This window comes from Streptomyces sp. NPDC020917 (assembly GCF_044333795.1).
In the GTDB taxonomy this organism is placed as follows: Bacteria; Actinomycetota; Actinomycetes; order Streptomycetales; family Streptomycetaceae; genus Actinacidiphila.
The window spans coordinates 829,842-850,288 of the sequence record NZ_JBIRRR010000001.1 but is presented as its reverse complement, the minus strand read 5'-3'; the positions used below and the strand labels follow the sequence as shown (position 1 = coordinate 850,288).

The following is a 20,447-nucleotide window of genomic DNA, read 5'->3' as shown; positions in this document are numbered from 1 at the left end:
CCGCACGTGACGGCCACGGCGACCGTCCCCGCCGGGGCTCGCCGGGGGGCGCGCCGGGGGTGTGGACCTCGCCACACTCCATCCCCGCAGGTCAACGCGGAGTTGACCCGGTATCGCGCACGTGGTGAACTGCCGGAAGCCATACGGCGGCAGGAGAGGAAGTCCGGTGCGAATCCGGCGCGGTCCCGCCACTGTCACCGGGGAGTGCACTCCCAACCCGTACGTCACGGCCGGTCATCCGGCTGGAAGACCGGGAGTGCGTTGATCCGGGAGCCAGGAGACTCTCACCGCCGGTCACGTCGAACCAGGGCGCGGACCCTGAGTGAGGACCTCTGCCATGCCCGGCACCCGAGTGGGCGCGAACACCCCCGGCACACCGCCGTGTTCGGCCCTGCCCACCGCCCCCAGCGCAGTCCCGCCCCCGGCCCCCCGTCCACCCCAGGCCCCGCCCCGCCGGAGCGTGACGGCGGGCTGAGCCGATGCGAGCCACACGTGCCGGAGACGGCTACGCGTACGGCGCCGCGCTCGGCTTCCTCTGCGACCTCGCCATCGGCGACCCGCGTCGCGGCCATCCGGTCGCGGGGTTCGGGCGCGCCGCGGGGTCACTGGAACGCCGGCTGTGGCGTGACGACCGGCTGAGCGGGACGGTCCATGCGGCGCTGTGCGCCGGCGGTGCGGTGGGTGCCGCGGTGCTCGCCCGGCGGGCCGTGCGCTCCTCCCCCGCGCTGTCCGTCGCGCTGACCGCGGCCGCCACCTGGTCGGTGCTGGGCGGCACTTCGCTGGCCCGCGAGGCGACGGCGATCGGCGAGGCGCTGCGGGCGGGCGACCTGGCCGCCGCCCGCGCCCGGCTGCCGCACCTGTGCGGCCGCGACCCGCAGCACCTCGACGCGGACGGCATCGCGCGGGCGGTGGTGGAGTCGGTCGCCGAGAACACCTCGGACGCCGTGGTGGGCGCGCTGGTGTGGGGCGGCCTGCTCGGGGTGCCGGGGCTGGCCGGCTTCCGGGCCGTCAACACCCTGGACGCGATGGTGGGCCACCGCTCCCCGCGCTACCTGCGGTTCGGCTGGGCGTCGGCCCGGCTGGACGACGCCGCGGGGTATCCGGGTGCCCGGCTGACCGCGGCACTGGCCGCGCTGGCCGGGCCGCACCCGCGCGCCGCGCTGCGCACCTGGCGCCGCGACGCCCGGTCCCACCCGAGCCCCAACGCCGGTCCCGTGGAAGCCGCGTTCGCCGGCGCGCTGCGCCTGCGCCTGGGCGGCACGCTCGCCTACGGCGGGCGGGTCGAGCACCGGCCGGTGCTGGGCGCGGAATTCCCCGCGCCCGGGCCCGCCGACATCCCGCGCGCGATAAGGCTGTCGCGGCGGGTGGGCGGGCTGGCGCTCGGCGCGTCGCTGCTGCTGTCCGCCGCGCGCCGCCGCGCGGGCGCGGGCGGCCCGGCGAAGGGGGCGCGGTGAACGCGGCCCGGGGCACGGCCGGCACGCGGCGGGTGAAGGGCCTGCTCGTCGCGGGGACGCACTCCGACGCCGGCAAGAGCGTGGTCACCGCCGGGATCTGCCGGTGGCTGGTCCGGCAGGGCGTGCGGGTCGCCCCGTTCAAGGGCCAGAACATGTCGCTGAACTCCTTCGTCACCCGCGACGGCGCGGAGATCGGCCGCGCCCAGGCGATGCAGGCGCAGGCGGCCCGGGTCGAGCCGTCGGCGCTGATGAACCCGGTGCTGCTCAAACCGGGCGGTGACCGCAGCAGCCAGGTGATCGTGATGGGCCGCGCGGTGGGCGAGTTGAGCGCCCGCGGCTACCACGGCGGCCGCCAGGCCGAGCTGCTGGACACCGTGGCCGGCTGCCTGGAGGAGCTGGGACGCACCCACGACGCGGTGATCTGCGAGGGCGCGGGAAGCCCCGCGGAGATCAACCTGCGGCGCACCGACATCGTCAACATGGCGCTGGCCCGCCGGGCTTCGCTGCCCACGCTGGTGGTCGGCGACATCGACCGCGGCGGGGTCTTCGCGTCGTTCTTCGGCACCACCGCGCTGCTCTCGCCGCAGGACCAGGCACTGGTCTGCGGCTACCTGGTCAACAAGTTCCGCGGCGACGTGACGCTGCTGCAGCCCGGCCTGGACATGCTGCGGAAGCTCACCGGGCGCCCGGCGCTGGGCGTGCTGCCCTTCGCGCACGGCCTGGGCATCGACGAGGAGGACGGCCTGCGGGCCCGGGAGTCGAAGGCGGCCGCGCCGCCGCTCGGCGAGGACGTGCTGCGGGTCGCGGTCGCGGCCGTGCCGCTGATGTCCAACTTCACCGACGTCGACGCGCTGGCCGCGGAACCCGGCGTCGTGGTGCGGTTCGTGGACCGCCCCGAGGAGATCGCCGACGCCGACCTGGTGGTGCTACCCGGCACCCGCGGCACCGTCAGGGCGCTGGAGTGGCTGCGCGCCCGGGGCCTGGCCGACGCGGTCGCCCGCCGGGCCGCGCAGGGCCTTCCGGTGCTCGGGATCTGCGGGGGGTTCCAGATGCTGGGGACCCGTATCGAGGACGACGTGGAGTCCCGCGCCGGCACCGTCGAGGGCCTGGGCCTGCTGCCGGTGCGGGTGCGGTTCGCCGCGGAGAAGACCCTGGCCCGGCCCGAGGGACACGCCCTCGGCCAGCCCGTGACCGGCTACGAGATCCACCACGGGGTGGCCGAAGTCCTCGGCGGGGACGAGGAGTTCCTCGACGGCTGCCGGGCCGGCGCGGTGTGGGGCACGCACTGGCACGGCTCGCTGGAGAGCGACGGCTTTCGCCGGGAGTTCCTGCGGCTGGTCGCCCGGCTGGCCGGCCGGCGCTTCGTGCCCGCGCCCGGCACCTCCTTCGCCGCGCTGCGCGAGGAGCAACTGGACCGCCTCGCCGACCTGATCGACGCGCACACGGACACCGCCGCGCTGCTGCGGCTCATCGAGGACGGCGCTCCCGCCGGCCTCCCGTTCCTGCCACCGGGGGCACCATGACCACCGTTCTGCTGCTGTCCACCGCGGACACCGACCTGCTCGCCGCGCGCGCCGCCACCGGTGCCGCCGGCGGCGCGGGCGCCGCCTTCCGCATCGCCAACCCGTCCCGGGTCGACCCGGACGCGGACCTGCCGGCGCTCCTGGACGGCGCCGACCTGGCCGTCGTCCGGCTGCTCGGCGGGCGCCGCGCCTGGGAGCGGGGCCTGGAGGTGCTGGCCGCCTCCGGCGTGCCCACCGTGCTGCTGGGCGGCGAGTCCGTGCCGGACGCGGAGCTGATGGCGCTGTCGTCGGTGCCCGCGGGCGTCGTCGCCGAGGCGCTGCGCTACCTCGTCGAGGGCGGCCCGGACAACCTCGCCCAGCTGACCCGCTTCCTGTCGGACACGGTGCTGATGAGCGGCGAGGGTTTCGAAGCGCCGTGCGCCATGCCGGAGTTCGGGGTCCACGGCGACCGCCCGCACCTCCCCGGCCGCCCGACGGTGGCGGTGCTCTTCTACCGCGCGCACCAACTGTCCGGGAACACCGCGTTCGTGGACACCCTGTGCGACGCGATCGAGGCGCGGGACGCCAACGCCCTTCCGGTGTACTGCGGTTCGCTGCGCGGCGCCGACGAGGGCCTGTACGAGGTGCTGGGGCGGGCGGACGCGATCGTGGCGACGGTGCTGGCCGCGGGCGGCACCACGGCGTCCGGGGCGAGCGCGGGCGGCGACGACGAGGCCTGGGACGTAGGCGCGTTGGCGGCGCTGGACGTGCCCGTGCTCCAGGGCCTGTGCCTGACGTCCTCGCGCGCCGCGTGGCAGGACTCCGACGCGGCGCTGACCCCGATGGACGCTGCGATGCAGGTCGCCATCCCGGAGTTCGACGGGCGCCTGATCACCGTGCCGTTCTCCTTCAAGGAGACCGGCGAGGGCGACGTGCCGGTGTACGTGGCCGACCCGGAGCGGGCCGCCCGGGTCGCCGGCATCGCGGTGCGCCACGCGGCGCTGCGCCACAAGCCGAACGCCGACAAGCGGCTGGCGCTGGTGTTCACCGCCTATCCGACCAAGCACTCCCGCATCGGCAACGCCGTCGGCCTGGACACGCCCGCGTCCGCGGTGCGCCTGCTGCGGGCCCTCGGCGAGGCCGGCTACCGCACCGGCGACCATCCGGACGAGGGCGACGAGCTGATCCACCGGCTGATCGCGGCGGGCGGCCACGACGTGGAGTGGCTGACCGAGGAGCAACTGGCCACCGCCCCCGCCCGGGTGCCGCTGAAGGACTACCAGGAGTGGTTCGGCACGCTGGACCCGCGGTTGCGGGCCGCGATGGTCGAGCACTGGGGAGAGCCGCCGGGCAGCCTGTACGTCGACGACCAGGGCGGCGGGCCGGAGATCGTGCTGGCCTCCCTGCAGTTCGGCAACGTGGTGGTGCTGATCCAGCCGCCGCGCGGCTTCGGCGAGAACCCGATCGCGATCTACCACGACCCGGACATGCCGCCGTCCCACCACTACCTGGCCGCCTACCGCTGGCTGGACCGCACGTTCGGCGCCGACGCGGTGGTGCACCTGGGCAAGCACGGCACCCTGGAGTGGCTGCCCGGCAAGGGCCTCGGGCTGTCCGGGGGCTGCGCCCCGGACGCGGTGCTCGGCGAACTCCCGCTGGTCTACCCGTTCATCGTCAACGACCCGGGCGAGGGCACCCAGGCCAAGCGCCGCGGCCACGCGACCGTGGTGGACCACCTGGTGCCGCCGATGGCCCGCGCCGACTCCTACGGCGACCTGGCCAAGCTGGAGCAACTCCTCGACGAGTACGCGCTGGTCAGCGATCTCGACCCGGCGAAGGCCCCGGCGGTGCGCGGCCAGATCTGGACCCTGGTGCGGGCCGCGGAGCTCCACCACGACCTGCACGTGGACGAGCAGCCCGGCGAGGACGCCTTCGACGACTTCGTGCTGCACGTCGACGGCTGGCTGTGCGAGATCAAGGACGTCCAGATCCGGGACGGCCTGCACGTCCTGGGCGCCGGCCCGGTCGGCGAGCCGCGGGTCAACCTGGTGCTGGCGGTGCTGCGTTCGGCGCAGGTGTGGGGCGGCGTGGGCGCGGCCCTGCCGGGGCTGCGGGCCGCGCTCGCGGCGTCGTTCGGCCTGGTGGAGAAGGAGTTGCTGGCCGAGCCGGGCGCGCGCGTCGAGGTCCCCGCGGCGCTGACCGCGCTCGCGTCGGGCCCGGCCCGCACCGCGTCGGACGCGATCGACCTGCTGGAGGGGCTGGCGCGGCGGCTGGTGGAGGCCATGGAGGCGGCCGGCTGGGCGCCCGGCACGGCCGGCGCGTTGCTGCGTGGGGAGCTGGCCGGGCACGAAGTCCCGGACGCCGCACGGGTGCTGGAGTTCGCGGCAAGCGAGGTGGTGCCGCGGCTCGCGGGCACCAGCGACGAGATCGGGAACGTGCTGCGGGCGCTGCGCGGCGGCTACGTGCCGGCCGGGCCCTCCGGGTCGCCGACCCGCGGCCTGGTCAACGTCCTGCCGACCGGCCGCAACTTCTACTCCGTCGACCCCAAGGCCATCCCGTCCCGGCTGGCCTGGGACGTCGGCACCGCGCTCGCCGACTCGCTGCTGGCCCGGCACCTGGCCGACACCGGCGCCTACCCGGCGTCGGTGGGCCTGACGGTGTGGGGCACCTCCTGCATGCGCACCCAGGGCGACGACATCGCGGAGATCCTCGCGCTGCTCGGCTGCCGCCCAGTGTGGGACGACGCCTCGCGCCGCGTCACCGGCTTCGAGGTGGTGCCGCTCGCCGAGCTGGGCCGCCCGCGGATCGACGTCACGGTCCGCATCTCCGGCTTCTTCCGGGACGCCTTCCCGCACGTGGTGGCGCTGGTGGACGACGCGGTGCGGGCGGTCGCCGAGCTCGATGAGCCCGCCGACGCCAACTTCGTGCGCGCGCACGCCGACGAGGACACCGCGGCGCACGGCGACCGGCGCCGCGCGACCGCCCGCGTCTTCGGATCCAAGCCCGGCGCGTACGGCGCGGGGCTGCTGCCGCTGATCGACGCCCGCAACTGGCGCTCGGACGCCGACCTCGCCGAGGTCTACGCGGTGTGGGGCGGCTACGCCTACGGCCGCGGCCTGGACGGCCGGGCGGCCCGCGGCGACATGGAGGCGGCGTTCCGCCGCATCCAGGTGGCCGCGAAGAACGTCGACACCCGCGAGCACGACCTGGTCGACGCCGACGACTACTTCCAGTACCACGGCGGCATGGTGGCGATGGTCCGCCATCTCACCGGCGCCTCGCCGCAGGCGTACGTCGGCGACAGCGCGCTCACCGACCAGGTCAGGACCCGCACGCTCGGCGAGGAGACGCACCGCGTCTTCCGCGCGCGGGTGGTCAACCCCCGCTGGATGGCGGCGATGCGGCGGCACGGCTACAAGGGCGCGTTCGAGATGGCCGCGACCGTGGACTACCTGTTCGGCTACGACGCGACGGCGGGCGTGGTCGACGACTGGATGTACGAGAAGCTCAGCGCCGAGTACGTCTTCGACGCCGAGAACCGCGAGTTCATGACGCGGTCCAACCCCTGGGCGCTGCGCGGCATCACCGAGCGCCTGCTGGAGGCCGCCGACCGCGGCCTGTGGGCGGAGCCCGACCCGGACACGCTGGCGCGCCTGCGGGAGACCTATCTCGCCCTGGAGGGTGACCTGGAGGGCGACCGGGAAGGGGACGCATGACCGCCCGCGCCCTGACCGGCCCTGCGTGCGGTCCGTTCGCCTGCCGCCACAACCGCGACCACGAGGAGTCGGTGTGAGTACCCCGTACCCGTTCAGTGCCCTGGTGGGCCAGTCGGACCTGCGACTGGCGCTGCTGATCAACGCGGTGTCCCCCGCTGTGGGCGGCGTGCTGGTCCGCGGCGAGAAGGGGACCGCGAAGTCCACCGCGGTGCGCGCGCTGTCGGCGCTGCTGCCGGACGTGGACGTGGTGCCCGGCTGCCGGTTCGGCTGCGACCCGGCGGATCCCGACCTGAAGTGCCCGGACGGCCCGCACGACCCCTCGATCGACGGCATCACCCGTCCCGCGCACATGGTCGAGCTGCCCGTGGGAGCGTCCGAGGACCGCCTGGTCGGCGCGCTGGACATCGAACGGGCCCTGGCCGAGGGCGTGAAGGCGTTCGAGCCGGGCCTGCTCGCCGACGCGCACCGCGGTGTGCTGTACGTCGACGAGGTCAACCTGCTGCACGACCACTTGGTGGACCTGCTGCTCGACGCGGCGGCCATGGGCGCGAGTTACGTGGAGCGCGAGGGCGTGTCGGTGCGGCACGCCGCCCGTTTCCTGCTGGTCGGCACCATGAACCCGGAAGAGGGCGAGCTGCGGCCGCAGTTGCTCGACCGGTTCGGCCTGACCGTCGAGGTCGCCGCGTCGCGCGAGACCGACGAGCGGGTCGAGGTGGTGCGCCGCCGCCTGGCGTACGACGCGGACCCGGCCGGCTTCGCGGCGCGCTGGGCCGCCGACGAGCAGGCGCTGCGCACCCGGATCGCCGCCGCGCGGCGGCTGCTGCCCCGGGTGGAGCTCGGGGACGGCGCGCTGCGGCAGATAGCCGCGACCTGCGCGGCGTTCGAGGTGGACGGCATGCGCGCCGACATCGTGATGGCCAGGACCGCGACCGCACTTGCCGCGTGGGCGGACCGCACGGTGGTACTGGCCGAGGACGTCCGGCAGGCGGCGCTGCTGGCCCTGCCCCACCGGCGCCGCCGCAACCCGTTCGACGCGCCGGGCCTGGACGAGGACAAGCTGGACGAGACGCTGGAGCAGGCGCGCGGCTGGGACGGCGGCCCCGACGACCCGGAGCCTGAGGGCCCCGGCCCCGACGGTCCCGGTCCGGACGGGCCGGGCGGCGGCCGCCCGCCGCAGGACGCGCCCGGCGACGGGGCCGGCGGGCCGGACGCCGCGTCAGGCAGCGGGGAGCAGGGCGGTCCCCAGGAGGGCGCGGGCGGCCCGGGCGGCGGCCCGGCGGAGCAGCCGCCGGCCGCACCCGCGGACCCGTACCGCACCCGCCCGCTGGCCGTGCCCGGCCTGGGCGAGGGCGCCGCGGGCCGCCGTTCGCGGGCCCGTACCGCGCACGGGCGCACCACCGGCGCGCGGCGTCCGGTGGGGCCGCTGACCCGGCTGCACCTGGCCGCGACCGTCATGGCGGCGGCGCCGTACCAGCGCGAGCGGGGCCGGACCGGGCCCGGTCTTGTCGTCCGCAGGGACGACCTGCGGCAGGCGGTGCGCGAGGGCCGGGAGGGCAATCTCGTGCTGTTCGTGGTGGACGCCTCGGGGTCGATGGCGGCGCGGCAGCGGATGAGCGCGGTCAAGGGCGCGGTGCTGTCGCTGCTGCTGGACGCCTACCAGCGGCGCGACAAGGTCGGGTTGGTGACCTTCCGCGGCTCCGGCGCCGACCTGGCGCTGCCGCCCACGTCGTCGGTGGACGCCGGCGCGGCGCGGCTGGCGGTCCTGCCGACCGGCGGCCGCACGCCGCTGGCCGCGGGCCTGCTCCGGGCGCACGAGGTGCTGCGGGTGGAGCGGCTGCGCGACCCGTCGCGGCGGCCGCTGCTGGTGCTGGTCACCGACGGGCGGGCGACCGGCGGCGTGGAGCCGGTGGCGACCGCGGCCCGCGCGGCCCGGCTGCTGGCCGCCTCGCAGGTCGCCTCGGTGGTCGTGGACTGCGAGTCGGGCCCGGTGCGGCTGGGCCTGGCCGGTTCCCTGGCACGGGAGTTGGGGGCGGTCGCGGTGACGCTGGAGGAGCTGCGGGCGGACACGGTGACCGCCCTCGTCAAGGACGTACGGAGGGCCGCCTGATGCCGCAGGGCAAGCCGAGCGTGGTGCCGGACGACGGGCTGACGACCCGTCAGCGGCGCAACCGGCCGCTGACGATCGTGCACACCGGCGCCGGCAAGGGGAAGTCGACGGCCGCCTTCGGGCTGGCGCTGCGCGCCTGGAACCAGGGGTGGCCGGTCGGGGTGTTCCAGTTCGTCAAGTCCGCGAAGTGGCGGGTCGGCGAGGAGCGGGCGCTGCGGGTGCTCGGCGACTCCGGCGAGGGCGGGACGGTCGCCTGGCACAAGATGGGCGAGGGCTGGTCCTGGGTCCAGCGGTCCCCGGAGTCCAACGAGGAGGCCGCGCGCGAGGGGTGGGCGCAGGTCAGGCGGGACCTGGCCGCGCAGACCTACCGGCTGTACGTGCTGGACGAGTTCGCGTACCCGCTGCACTGGGGGTGGGTGGACACCGCCGAGGTGGTCGAGGTGCTGCGGGACCGGCCGGGCACCCAGCACGTCGTCATCACCGGGCGCAACGCCCCCGCTGCCCTGGTGGACGCCGCCGACCTGGTCACCGACATGACGAAGGTCAAGCACCCCATGGACGCGGGCCAGAAGGGCCAGAAGGGCATCGAGTGGTGAGGTCCGTTCCCCGTCTGGTCGTGGCCGCGCCGGCCTCCGGCAGCGGCAAGACCACCGTCGCCACCGGGCTGATGGCGGCGTTCGCGGCGCGCGGGCTGTCCGTGTCGCCGCACAAGGTCGGCCCGGACTACATCGACCCGGGCTACCACGCGCTGGCCACCGGCCGCCCCGGTCGCAACCTCGACCCGTTCCTGTGCGGTGAGGAGCTGATCGCGCCGCTGTTCCTGCACGGCGCCGCGGGATGCGAACTCGCCGTCGTCGAGGGCGTGATGGGCCTGTTCGACGGCGCCTCCGGCCGTGGCGAGCTGGGGTCGACGGCGCAGGTCGCGAAGCTGCTGCGGGCCCCGGTGGTGCTGGTGGTCGACGCGGCGTCGCAGGCCCGGTCGGTGGCCGCGCTGGTGCACGGCTTCGCCTCCTGGGACACCGGGGTGCGGCTCGGCGGCGTCGTGCTGAACCGCGTCGGCTCCGACCGGCACGAGACGGTGCTGCGCGAGGCGCTGGACGAGGCGGGGGTCCCGGTGCTGGGCGCGCTGCGGCGCGACGACGCGCTGCGGGTGCCGTCCCGGCACCTGGGCCTGGTACCGGCCGCCGAGCGGCGGTCGGAGGCGGACGCCTGGATCGAGGCGGCGGCCGAGCAGGTGCGCGCCTCGTGCGACCTGGCCACGCTGTGGGCGCTGGCCCGCACCGCGCCCCCGCTGGACGCGGAACCCTGGGACCCGCGGACGGCAGTGCTTCCGCAGCCGCGGGACGGGCGGGACGGCGCGGGCGCGCAGCCGGGCGAGGACGGGCGCGGGCGGCCGCGGGACGGCCATGCCGGGCGGCCGGGCGAGGGCGGGGGCGGTGTCGCGGTGCGCGGCGGCCGTCCGGTGGTGGCCGTGGCCGCCGGGCCCGCGTTCAGCTTCGCCTACCCGGAGAACGCCGAACTGCTGGAGGCCGCGGGCGCGGAGGTCGCGCAGTTCGACCCGCTGTCCGACGAGGCGCTGCCCGAGGGCACCGCGGGGATCGTCGTCGGCGGCGGTTTCCCCGAGGTCCACGCGCCGGCGCTGTCGGCCAACACCGCACTGCGCAAGCGGATCGCGGCCTTCTCCGGGCCGGTCGCCGCCGAGTGCGCGGGGCTGCTCTACCTCGTACGGGACCTGGACGGCGCCGAGATGTGCGGCGTCGTGGACGCCACGGCGACGATGACCGACCGCCTCACCCTCGGCTACCGCGAGGCGGTCGCGCTCGGCGACAGCGTCCTGGCCGTTGCGGGCACCCGGCTGCGCGGCCACGAGTTCCACCGCACCATCGTGCGTCCCGGCCCGTCGTCCCCCGCCCCCGCCTGGGGGTTCACCCATCCCGAACGCCACACCGAGGGCTTCGTGGTGGGCAGCGTGCACGCGTCCTACCTGCACGTGCACTGGTCCGCCGAACCCTCGCTGGCGCGGCGCTTCGTCGAAAGGTGCGCCGCATGGGCATGCGTCTGACCGGAGTCGGGGTCGGTCCCGGCGACCCCGAACTCGTCACCGTGAAGGGCGTGAACGCGCTGCGGGCCGCCGCCGCCGTGGTGGTGCCGGTGATGGACACCGGCGAGATGGGCCGCGCCGAGGCCACCGTCCGGGCCTACGTCGATCCGGCGCGCATCGTGCGCGTGGTGTTCGCGCTCAACGAGCGCACCGACCGGGCCCGGCGCGAGGCCGCCTGGGACGCGGCGGGCGAGCGCGTCGCCGCACTGCTGCGGCAGCACGGCACGGTGGCGTTCGCGACCATCGGCGACCCCAACGTGTACTCGACGTTCACGTATCTCGCCCACACCGTCGGCGCGTTGCTGCCGGAGGTGACCGTCGCCACGGTGCCGGGCATCACGGCGATGCAGGACCTGGCCGCGCGCGGCGGGGCGGTGCTCACCGAGGGCACCGAGCCGCTGACGCTCGTCCCGGTGACGGCCGGATCCGCGGTCCTCCAGGAGGCGTTGCGCGGCCCGGGCACCGTCGTGGCGTACAAGTTCGGCCGGCTGGCGGAGGAGGTGGCCGCGGCGCTGCACGCGACCGGCCGCACCGAGGGCGCGGTGTGGGGCAGCGCGCTGGGCCTGCCCGGGGAGTCGATCCGGCCGGCGTCCGCGCTGCTGGACGGCCCGCTGCCCTATCTGTCGACGCTGATCGCGCCCGCACGGCGGGACGGGGGCCGGGGCGCCAAGCTCGGCCTGGGAACGGAAGGTGGCGGGCGATGAGCACGCACGGCAAGGGCGCGGGATCCTCCGGCGCGGGCGGGGAAGCCTCCGGCGCGGGCACGGGCTCCTCCGGCGCGGGCCGGGTGACGATCGTGGGCGCGGGTCCGGGCGCCGCCGACCTGCTGACGTTCCGCGCGGCGCGGGCCATCGCCGAGGCCGACGTCGTCATCTGGGCGGCGAGCCTGGTGCAGGCCGAGGTACTGCGGCACGCGCGCGAGGACGCCGAGATCATGGACTCCGCGGCCATGTCGCTGGAGGACGTCGTCGCCGTCTACGAGCGGGCGACGCGCGAGGGCCTGCGGGTGGCCCGGATCCACTCCGGCGACCCGTCCCTGTGGGGTGGCACCCAGGAGCAGGTGGACCGCTGCGCGGACCTCGGCATCGAGGTGGAGATCGTGCCGGGCGTCTCCTCCTTCTCGGCCGTCGCCGCCCTGGCGGGGCGGGAGTTGACGATCCCCGAGGTCGCCCAGTCGGTCGTGCTGACCCGGCTCGGCGGCGGGAAGACGCCGATGCCGCCCGGCGAGGAGGTGCGGGAGTTCGCCCGCCACGGCACGACGATGGCGGTGTTCCTGTCGGCCGCACGCTCCGGGCAGCTCGCCGCGGAGCTGCTGGAGGGCGGCTATCCCACCGACACGCCCGTGGTGGTCGCCCACCAGGTGACCTGGCCCGAGGAACTGCTGCTGCACTGCACGGTGGGCACGCTCGAAGAGACCGTGAAGGCCCACAAGTTGTGGAAGCACACGCTCTTCCTGGTGGGCCCGGCCCTGGCCGCGTCCGGCACCCGCTCGCACCTGTACCACCCGGGGCACTTCCACGGCTTCCGCCGGGCCGACCCGGCCGCCCGGCGCGCCCTGCGGACCTCTCGTGGCTGACGGCGTGATCACCGTCCTGGGCACGGGCACCGGGGTGGCGGCCGGCCCGGTCGACCCGGCCGCGGCGCTGGTCGTCGGCGCGGAACGCCATCTCGACGCGGCCGAACTGCCCGGTGGCGCCCGGCGGTTGGTGCTGGGTCCGCTGGCACCGGCGCTGGACGTCATCGCGGAGTACGTGGCGCTGGGCCGGCCGGTCACCGTGCTCGCCTCCGGTGATCCCGGCTTCTTCGGGATCGTGCGGGCGCTGGGCGCGCGGTTCGGCGCGGGCGCGCTCGACGTGCGGCCGTCGGCGCCGTCGGTCGCGGTGGCGTTCGCCCGGCTCGGGCTGGGCTGGGACGACGCGGTCGTGGTGAGCGCCCACGGCCGCGATCCGCGCACCGCCGTCAACGTGTGCCGGGCGCACCCGAAGACGGCCGTGCTCACCGGTCCGGGCGCCGGACCGGCCGAGCTGGGCGCGGAGTTGGCGCGCGCCGGGGTGCCGCGCACCCTGGTGGTCTGCGCCGCGCTCGGCACACCCGCGGAGTCCGTCGTCGAGGTCGGCCCCGAGGAGGCGGCCGGCCGCGACTGGTCCGCGGGCGTGTCCGTGGTGCTGTGCCTGGCACCGGGCGCCCGGCGGCCCGCGGCGGACGCCCGTACGGTGGCCGGGCCGGCGCCCGCACCCGCCGGATGGGCGCTGCCCGAGGCGGAGTTCGCGCACCGCGACTCGATGGTCACCAAGTCCGAGGTGCGGGCCGTGGTGCTGGCCCGGCTGGGTCCGCGCACCGGGGAGCTGGTCTGGGACATCGGCGCGGGGTCCGGCTCGGTGGCCGTGGAGTGCGCGCGGTTCGGCGCCGCCGCGGTGGCCGTCGAGCGGGACGCGGACGGCGTGGCGCGGATCCGGGCGAACGCGGCGGCGCACGGTGTGGACGTGCAGACCGTCCATGCCGCCGCACCCGAAGTCCTGGCCGAACTCCCCGACCCCGACGCGGTGTTCGTCGGCGGCGGCGGCGCCGGCCTCCCGGCGATCGTCACCGCCTGCGCCCTGCGCGCCCGCCGCACCGTCGTCGTCACCCTCGCCGCCCTCGACCGCGTCCCCGCCGTCCGCACCGCCCTCCGGGCCGCCGGCTTCACCTGCGACGGCATCCTCCTCCACTCCTCCCGCCTCACCCCCCTCCCCGACACCACCACCCGCCTCTCCCCCACCAACCCCGTCTTCATCCTCTGGACCACCCGCCCCGAGCACCCGCAACACCCCGCCCCACGCCATCACCACACCACCGCCGAGGGGGCGCGGGGCCTCCCAGACGGCACCACCCCCGAAGTGGTGCGAGGCCTCCCAGACAGCACCACCCCCGAAGGGGCGCGGGGAACCGCACACCCAGCCAGCCACGCCCCGCACACGGCAAAGCACCCTGCGGGGCACAACGCCCCCCGCGGGGGCGCGGGGAACTGCGCGCCCCACAACAACGCCCCGGCAGACGGCCAAACACCCCCAGGGGCAGCCCCGTTGCCGCCAGGGGCGCGGGGAACTGCGCGACCAGCCACCCATCGGCTCGCAGACGGCACCCCGCCCCAGCACCACACCACCACCCCCGAAGAGGCGCGGGGAACCGCACGCCCAGCCAGCCACGCCCCGCACAGGACAACGCACCCCGCGGGGCACGACGCGCCCCCGCACGAGAGGGCGAGCAACCCCGCCCCCACCCCCGAAGCCCAGCGCAGCGGAAAAGCGCGACGAGGAGACAAGGAAGTGACGACGTGATCGGCCTGGTGGCGGCGACAGCCGCGGGACGGCGCGGGTGCGAGCGACTCGCCGCCGCGTGGGGGCCCGAGCGCGCCCGCGTCTACGACGGCCCCGTCCGCGAAAGCCTCACCGAGGCCTTCCGCGGCTGCGACCACCTCGTCGTGTTCCTGGCGACCGGCGCCACCGTGCGCCTCCTCGCACCGCTGCTCGGCGGCAAGGACGCGGACCCGGGCGTGGTGACCGTCGACGAGGCGCACCGTTACGCGCTCGCCCTGCTCGGCGGGCACGGCGGCGGCGCCAACGACCTCGCCGCCGACGTCGCCGCGGTGCTGGGCTCCGAGCCGGTCGTGACCACGGCCACCGACGCCACCTCGCACACGGCGCTGGACACCCTCCCGTACCCGGTCGAGGGCGCCGTCGCCGCCGTGACCCGGGCGCTGCTGGACGGCGACCCCGTCGCCCTGCGCGCGGACCCGCCGTGGCCGCTGCCGCCGCTGCCCACGACCGCCTGGCAGGCCCCGGACGCCGGGCAGCCCCTGGTGTGGGTCACCGACGAGACGCACGGCCCGCGCGAGGACACCGTGTTCGTGCGGCCGCCGTCGCTGGTCGTCGGGGTGGGCGCCAGCCGGGGCGTGACGTCCGCCGAGGTGCTGGCCCTCGTCCGCGCGGCGCTGGCGGAGGCCGGTCTCGCCGAGGCGAGCGTCGCCGCGCTGGCCACCGTGGACGCGAAGGCGTCGGAGGCCGGCATCGTCGAGGCGGCCGCGCACCTCGGGGTGGAGCTGCGGACGTTCCCGGCCGGGGCGCTCGCCGGGGTCGCCGTCCCGAACCCGTCGGACGCGCCGCTCCAGGCGGTGGGCACGCCCTCGGTCGCGGAGGCCGCCGCCCTGCTCGACGCCCGCGGCCCCGGCGCCGCGACCGGCACGGCCCCCGGCCCCGAACTCCTCGTACCCAAGCGGAAGTCGGCGATGGCCACCGCAGCCGTCGCGCGCCGCCGCCCCCGCGGCAGACTCGCGGTGGTCGGACTCGGCCCGGGCGCCCGGGACCTGCTGACCCCCAGGGCCTCCGCCGAGCTGCGCCGGGCCTCGGTCGTCGTGGGCCTCGACCAGTACGTGGCGCAGATCCGGGACCTGCTGCGGCCCGGCACCCGCGTGCTGGAGTCCGGGCTGGGCGCCGAGGAGGAGCGGGCCCGCACCGCGGTGGCCGAGGCACGCGCGGGCCACGCGGTCGCCCTCATCGGCAGCGGCGACGCCGGGGTGTACGCGATGGCCTCGCCCGCCCTCGCCGAGGCAGCGGACGACATCGACGTGGTGGGCGTGCCGGGCGTCACCGCGGCCCTCGCGGCGGCGGCCCTGCTGGGCGCGCCCCTCGGCCACGACCACGTGTCGATCAGCCTGTCCGACCTGCACACGCCGTGGGAGGTGATCGAGCGCCGGGTGCGGGCGGCCGCGGAGTCGGACCTGGTGGTGACGTTCTACAACCCGCGCAGCCGCGGCCGGGACTGGCAGCTGCCGAAGGCCCTGGCGATCCTCGCGGAGCACCGGGCCCCGCACACGCCGGTGGGCGTGGTGCACGCCGCGTCCCGACCGGACGAGCGCGCCGCGGTCACCACGCTGACCGCCCTGGACGTGGCGGCGGTCGACATGGTCACCGTCGTGACCGTCGGCAACACCGCGACCCGCACCGTCGCCGGCCGCATGGTCACCCCGCGCGGCTACCGGTGGCAGTCGTGACCGCGCCCCGGCCCGCACCCGGCGCACGCCCCGCCCGCGCCACGACCGCGACACCCGCCGGCCCGGCCCGCACCATGCCTTCAGCAGCCGCCGGAGCGGCCCGCACCACGACCGGAAGGAGCATCGTGACCCGCACGGTCCACCCCATCGAGCAGGAGTCCTTCCGCATCCTGCGCTCGCGGCTCGACACCTCGCACCTGCCGCCGCTGCGGCGCGCGGTGCTGGAACGGGTGATCCACTCCAGCGCGGATCTGGCCTACGCCACCGACCTCGTCGCGGACGAGGACGAACTGCGGTCCGCGCACGAGGCGTTGCACGCCGGCGCGCCGGTCGTCGCGGACGTCGAGATGGTCGCCGCGGGCATCACCGCGCGGCGCGCCGTCTGCCGGCTGCCGGACGCTTCGGCCTGCGCGGGGCTGACCCGCAGCGCGCACGCGGTGCGCCTGGCCTACGCCGAGGTGGGGCCGGGCGCGGTGTGGGTGATCGGCTGCGCGCCGACCGCGCTGGAGGAGCTGATCGCGCTGAACGCCGCGCCCGCCCTGGTCATCGGCATGCCCGTCGGCTTCGTCGGCGCCGCGGAGAGCAAGGCGCACCTGCGGGCGTCGGGGCTGCCCGCGGTGAGCAACGTCTCGGAGAAGGGCGGCTCCGCGGTGGCCGCCGCCGCCCTCAACGCCCTGCTGTACACGCACCATCCCCTGAAGGAGAACGACCGGTGAACCCGCCTGCACTGCTGCTCGTCGGACACGGCACACGTGATGCCGCCGGCGCCGCGGCGTTCCGCGACTTCGTCGCCCGACTGGACGCCGCGGAGCCCGGGCTGCCGGTCGGCGGCGGCTTCATCGAGCTGTCGCCGCCGCCGCTCGCGGACACGGTGGCCGCCCTGGTGGACGCCGGGGTGCGGCGCTTCGCCGCGGTGCCGCTGGTGCTGGTGTCGGCCGGGCACGCCAAGGGCGACATCCCGGCGGCGCTGGCCCGCGAGGAGCAGCGCCATCCCGGTACCTCGTACGCCTACGGGCGCCCGCTGGGCCCGCATCCGAAGCTGCTGCAGGTGCTGGAGCGCCGGCTCGACGAGGCTCTGGCCGGCGCGGACCGCGCGGGCACGACGGTGCTGCTGGTGGGCCGCGGCTCGACGGACCCCGACGCCAACGCCGAGGTGTTCAAGGCCGCGCGGCTGCTGTGGGAGGGGCGCGGCATCGGGGGTGTGGAGACCGCGTTCGTGTCGCTCGCGCAGCCGTCGGTGCGGGCCGGCCTCGACCGGTGCCGGGCGCTGGGCGCGCGCCGCGTCGTGGTGCTGCCGTACTTCCTCTTCCCCGGCGTGCTGCCGGACCGGGTCCGGGACCAGGCGCGGGAGTGGGCCGCGGGGCACGACGGCACGGACGTGCGCTGCGCCGGCGTGATCGGCCCGGAGCCCGAACTCGCCGAACTGGTCATGGAGCGCTACCGCGAGACGCTCCGGGGCGACCTGCGGATGAACTGCGACTCCTGCGTGTACCGGATCAAGCTGCCCGGGTTCGAGGACCGGGTCGGCCGGCCGCAGCAGCCGCACCACCACCCGGACGACCCGGGACACACGCACGGCCCGCACGACCACGGCCCGCACGACCACGAACCCCACACCCACGAACCGCACGCGGACCAGCCCCAGGAAGGGGACCACCGCCATGCGCCCACCCGCTGAGGCCGAGGCGGAGTACGACCTGCGGCACCACGGGGACGCCGAGGTCGGCGACGGTCTGGTCGACCTCGCCGTCAACGTCCGCGCCGGCACGCCGCCTTCATGGCTGGCGGAACGGATCGCGGCTTCCTTGGCGGGACTTGCCGCCTATCCGGACGGCACCGCGGCGCGGCGCGCGGTCGCCGCACGGCACGGTCGGCCCGAGTCCGAGGTGCTGCTGACCGCGGGTGCCGCCGAGGCGTTCGTGCTGCTCGCCCGGGTGCTGCGGCCGCGCCGCGCGGTCGTGGTGCACCCGCAGTTCACCGAGCCGGAGGCGGCGCTGCGCGCGGCCGGGCACACGGTGGACCGGGTGCTGCTCGACGCGGCGGACGGCTTCCGCCTGGACCCCGCGGACGTCCCCGAAGACGCCGACCTGGTGGTGCTCGGCAATCCGACCAACCCCACCTCGGTGCTCCACCCGGCCGCTCTCGTACGGCGGTTGGCGCGTCCCGGGCGGACGCTGGTGGTGGACGAGGCGTTCATGGACGCGGTGCCGGGCGAGCGCGAGTCGCTGGCCGGCGGGACGCCGGAGGAGGACGTCCCCGGTCTGGTCGTGCTGCGCAGCCTGACCAAGACCTGGGGGCTGGCGGGCCTGCGCGTCGGCTACCTGCTGGCCGGCGCCGGTCTGGTCGCCGCCCTGAAGGAGGCGCAGCCGCTGTGGGCGGTGTCCACCCCGGCGCTCGCCGCGGCCGAGGCGTGCATGGCGCCGGAGGCGCTGTCCGAGGCGGCGGAGGCGGCCCGCACGGTCACCGCCGACCGGGCCTATCTGGTGGAGCGGCTGCGCGGCGTGCCCGGGGTGCGGGTCGCCGGGGACACCCCGGCCGGTCCGTTCCTGCTGCTGCACCTGCCGGGCGGGGCCGAAGCGCGCCTGCGGCTGCGGGAGTCGGGGTACGCGGTGCGCCGCGCGGACACCTTCCCGGGGCTCGGTCCCGACTGGCTGCGGGTCGCGGTCCGGGACCGGCGGACGACGGACGGCTTCGCGAACGCCCTCGCGATGGCCACCGTCGCCCTCCCGGACCTCCCCGGCCTGCCGCCCCTCCCCGCTCGCGCGGGCGGGGCCAGCCCCTCCTCCGGGCACGCCGGTGCGCCGGAACTCCCCGGTTCCCCCGGCGATCCGGGCTCCCCCGGTTCCGCATGCGCTCCCGGCTCCGACGGGCTTCCCGGCCGTTCCGCGGCCACGGCTCCCGGCCGTTCGGGGCAGGGGCACTGAGACGGCGGGCGGTGCGGGGCCGGCCTCCCCGGCGCCGCCCGCACCCCGCACCGCCGTCCGCGGCGCGCGCCTGTTACCTGCCGTCGCGCGCGGCCGCGCTCTTGCGGCGCCGGCCGGCGACCAGCACCACGCCGGCCCCGGCGGCGACGAGGACCGCGGCGCCGCCCGCCAGGTAGGGCGTCGTCGAACTGGCGCCGGTCTCCGCCAGGTTGCCGGTGTCGGCGACCGTCTGGGTCCGGGTGTCGCCGCCGGACGAACCGCCGGCCGTCGTCGAACCGGACGTGCCCGTCGAGCCCGAGGTGCCGGACGAGCCGGCCGTCGAACCGCCGCTCGTGGAGCCGCCCGAGGTCTGCCCGCCGGACACCGTGCCGCCGCTGGTGGAACCGCCGTTCGACCCGCCGTTCGTCGATCCCCCGTTCGTCGACCCGCCGCTCGTGGAACCGCCATTGGTGGAACCGCCGTTGGTGGAACCGCCGTTGGACCCGCCACCGGTCGTGCCGCCGGTCGAACCGCCACCGCCGTGCGGGGTGTGGCAGGTCGCCTGGGCGAGGACGATGTCACCGCTGACGTCGGCCACCCCCAGGTTGAGCGGGTTGACGTGCACGTTCAGGTGGAGGGCGGTCGCCGCGGCGCTGCTGGACGTGACCACCTTGTGGGTCAGTTCGAGGCTGACCCGGCCGACACCCGGCACGTCGAGGTCGGTCGTGCCCACCGCGTCGAGGGCGATGTGCCGGCCGAGCACGGTCACCCCGGCCAGGCTGGAGGAAGCGGTCGGGGTGCGGCCCACCGTGCAGGTGGCCTTGGACGAGATCGCGTCCAGCTTGACCAGGGACAGCAACGGCAGTCCTGGCAGGTGGAGTTGGGCGTTGGCGATGTTCGCGTAGCCCTGTGCGGTCCCGTGCTCCACGGTGGCGTTCGCGGTGGCCACCGCGGCCCGCAGCAGGTTGACCGGGCGGCCGGACTCCACGCCGTGGCCGACGGTCACGGTGAGCGCGGTCTCCCGGGCGTTGCCGGGCGCGTGGACGTCGTTCAGCGAGACGTTGACGGGGACGTCGACGGTCTTGTTGAGCAGCGAGACGTCCAGGCCGGCACGCAGCACGGTCGCCGTGGCCGTTCCGCCACCGTGCGTGGTGGCCGGGGCGGCCTGCACGGCGGGTGCGAAGGCCGCGGAGCCGGCCGCGAGGGCGACGGTCGTTCCGATGGCGGCGAGCGTACGGCGAGCCGAACGGCTGCTGGGAGCAACGAAGTTGATAGTGCGATACACGGTAGGCGAACCCCTGTGGATGGCATGGCATCCCCGGCGCGCGCTGATATGGGGACAGCTCGCCGGGGACCTCGACCCGGCAATGTTTACGCACTGAGGGTGAACTGTCGGCTACACGAAGCTAGTTCACCCTTATGGGTGGTTTCCGCGCGTTTTTTCGATTACTCCACGCACGGCCGTTCTCTCCCGTCACTCCCGGAACGGGACGAGTGCCGCAGCTCCGTTGACGTGCCCGGCGTGCGTGGAAGTGCTCAACGCGCGAAGGCACCACCGCGTCACGCCACGTCAACAGGACCGGCCGACACGAGGCGGCGGACCCGGCCGGGACGGTGCGGCGACGGCGAACAGCG

General features: G+C 76.3%; 12 protein-coding genes, 2 pseudogenes and 1 riboswitch. Of the genes and pseudogenes, 13 read left to right on the top strand and 1 reads right to left on the bottom strand.

Going from position 1 to position 20,447, the window contains the following annotated elements:
• Positions 1 to 107 precede the first annotated feature (107 nt).
• A riboswitch (cobalamin riboswitch) is annotated at positions 108 to 305 on the top strand.
• A 174-nt stretch (positions 306 to 479) separates the two neighbouring features.
• The 13 genes and pseudogenes from ACH4TG_RS03610 to cobC all read left to right on the top strand — a co-directional run.
• Complete coding sequence (locus ACH4TG_RS03610; protein ID WP_398240321.1) at positions 480 to 1,454, top strand: cobalamin biosynthesis protein; 975 nt, start codon at positions 480 to 482, stop codon at positions 1,452 to 1,454.
• The gene (locus ACH4TG_RS03605; RefSeq protein WP_398240319.1) at positions 1,451 to 2,977 is read left to right on the top strand and encodes a cobyric acid synthase; all 1,527 of its coding nucleotides are present in this window, start codon (positions 1,451 to 1,453) and stop codon (positions 2,975 to 2,977) included. Before ACH4TG_RS03610 ends, ACH4TG_RS03605 begins: the two co-directional genes overlap by 4 nt.
• Entirely contained in the window at positions 2,974 to 6,672 is a 3,699-nt protein-coding gene (cobN, locus tag ACH4TG_RS03600; protein ID WP_398240317.1) for a cobaltochelatase subunit CobN, read from the top strand. Before ACH4TG_RS03605 ends, cobN begins: the two co-directional genes overlap by 4 nt.
• 73 nt (positions 6,673 to 6,745) lie before the next feature.
• Positions 6,746 to 8,779 carry a putative cobaltochelatase gene (locus ACH4TG_RS03595; RefSeq protein WP_398240315.1) on the top strand — a complete coding sequence of 678 codons (2,034 nt, stop codon included), beginning with the start codon at positions 6,746 to 6,748 and terminating at the stop codon, positions 8,777 to 8,779.
• On the top strand, positions 8,779 to 9,375 hold the full coding sequence (cobO, locus tag ACH4TG_RS03590) for a cob(I)yrinic acid a,c-diamide adenosyltransferase (RefSeq protein WP_398240314.1): 597 nt from the start codon (positions 8,779 to 8,781) through the stop codon (positions 9,373 to 9,375). The genes ACH4TG_RS03595 and cobO overlap by 1 nt, the downstream gene beginning before the upstream one ends.
• Complete coding sequence (locus ACH4TG_RS03585; RefSeq protein ID WP_398240312.1) at positions 9,372 to 10,841, top strand: cobyrinate a,c-diamide synthase; 1,470 nt, start codon at positions 9,372 to 9,374, stop codon at positions 10,839 to 10,841. The genes cobO and ACH4TG_RS03585 overlap by 4 nt, the downstream gene beginning before the upstream one ends.
• The gene (gene cobI / locus ACH4TG_RS03580) at positions 10,826 to 11,584 is read left to right on the top strand and encodes a precorrin-2 C(20)-methyltransferase (protein ID WP_398240310.1); all 759 of its coding nucleotides are present in this window, start codon (positions 10,826 to 10,828) and stop codon (positions 11,582 to 11,584) included. The genes ACH4TG_RS03585 and cobI overlap by 16 nt, the downstream gene beginning before the upstream one ends.
• Entirely contained in the window at positions 11,581 to 12,456 is an 876-nt protein-coding gene (gene cobM, locus ACH4TG_RS03575) for a precorrin-4 C(11)-methyltransferase (RefSeq protein ID WP_398240308.1), read from the top strand. The genes cobI and cobM overlap by 4 nt, the downstream gene beginning before the upstream one ends.
• A 4-nt stretch (positions 12,457 to 12,460) precedes the next feature.
• Positions 12,461 to 13,672 (top strand): annotated as a pseudogene (cbiE, locus tag ACH4TG_RS03570) (precorrin-6y C5,15-methyltransferase (decarboxylating) subunit CbiE); the annotation flags it as partial.
• A gap of 521 nt (positions 13,673 to 14,193) precedes the next feature.
• Entirely contained in the window at positions 14,194 to 15,909 is a 1,716-nt protein-coding gene (gene cobJ, locus ACH4TG_RS03565; protein ID WP_398240306.1) for a precorrin-3B C(17)-methyltransferase, read from the top strand.
• Positions 15,910 to 16,034: 125 nt separating this feature from the next.
• The gene (locus ACH4TG_RS03560; RefSeq protein ID WP_398240304.1) at positions 16,035 to 16,625 is read left to right on the top strand and encodes a precorrin-8X methylmutase; all 591 of its coding nucleotides are present in this window, start codon (positions 16,035 to 16,037) and stop codon (positions 16,623 to 16,625) included.
• Entirely contained in the window at positions 16,622 to 17,587 is a 966-nt protein-coding gene (locus ACH4TG_RS03555; protein ID WP_398240302.1) for a CbiX/SirB N-terminal domain-containing protein, read from the top strand. The genes ACH4TG_RS03560 and ACH4TG_RS03555 overlap by 4 nt, the downstream gene beginning before the upstream one ends.
• A pseudogene (gene cobC / locus ACH4TG_RS03550) lies at positions 17,571 to 18,623 on the top strand (Rv2231c family pyridoxal phosphate-dependent protein CobC); the annotation flags it as partial. The gene ACH4TG_RS03555 and the pseudogene cobC, both read left to right, overlap by 17 nt.
• A gap of 283 nt (positions 18,624 to 18,906) precedes the next feature.
• On the opposite strand, the gene ACH4TG_RS03545 reads toward cobC, so the two are convergent.
• The gene (locus tag ACH4TG_RS03545; protein ID WP_398240300.1) at positions 18,907 to 20,097 is read right to left on the bottom strand and encodes an SCO1860 family LAETG-anchored protein; all 1,191 of its coding nucleotides are present in this window, start codon (positions 20,095 to 20,097) and stop codon (positions 18,907 to 18,909) included.
• Between the last annotated feature and the right edge of the window lie 350 nt (positions 20,098 to 20,447).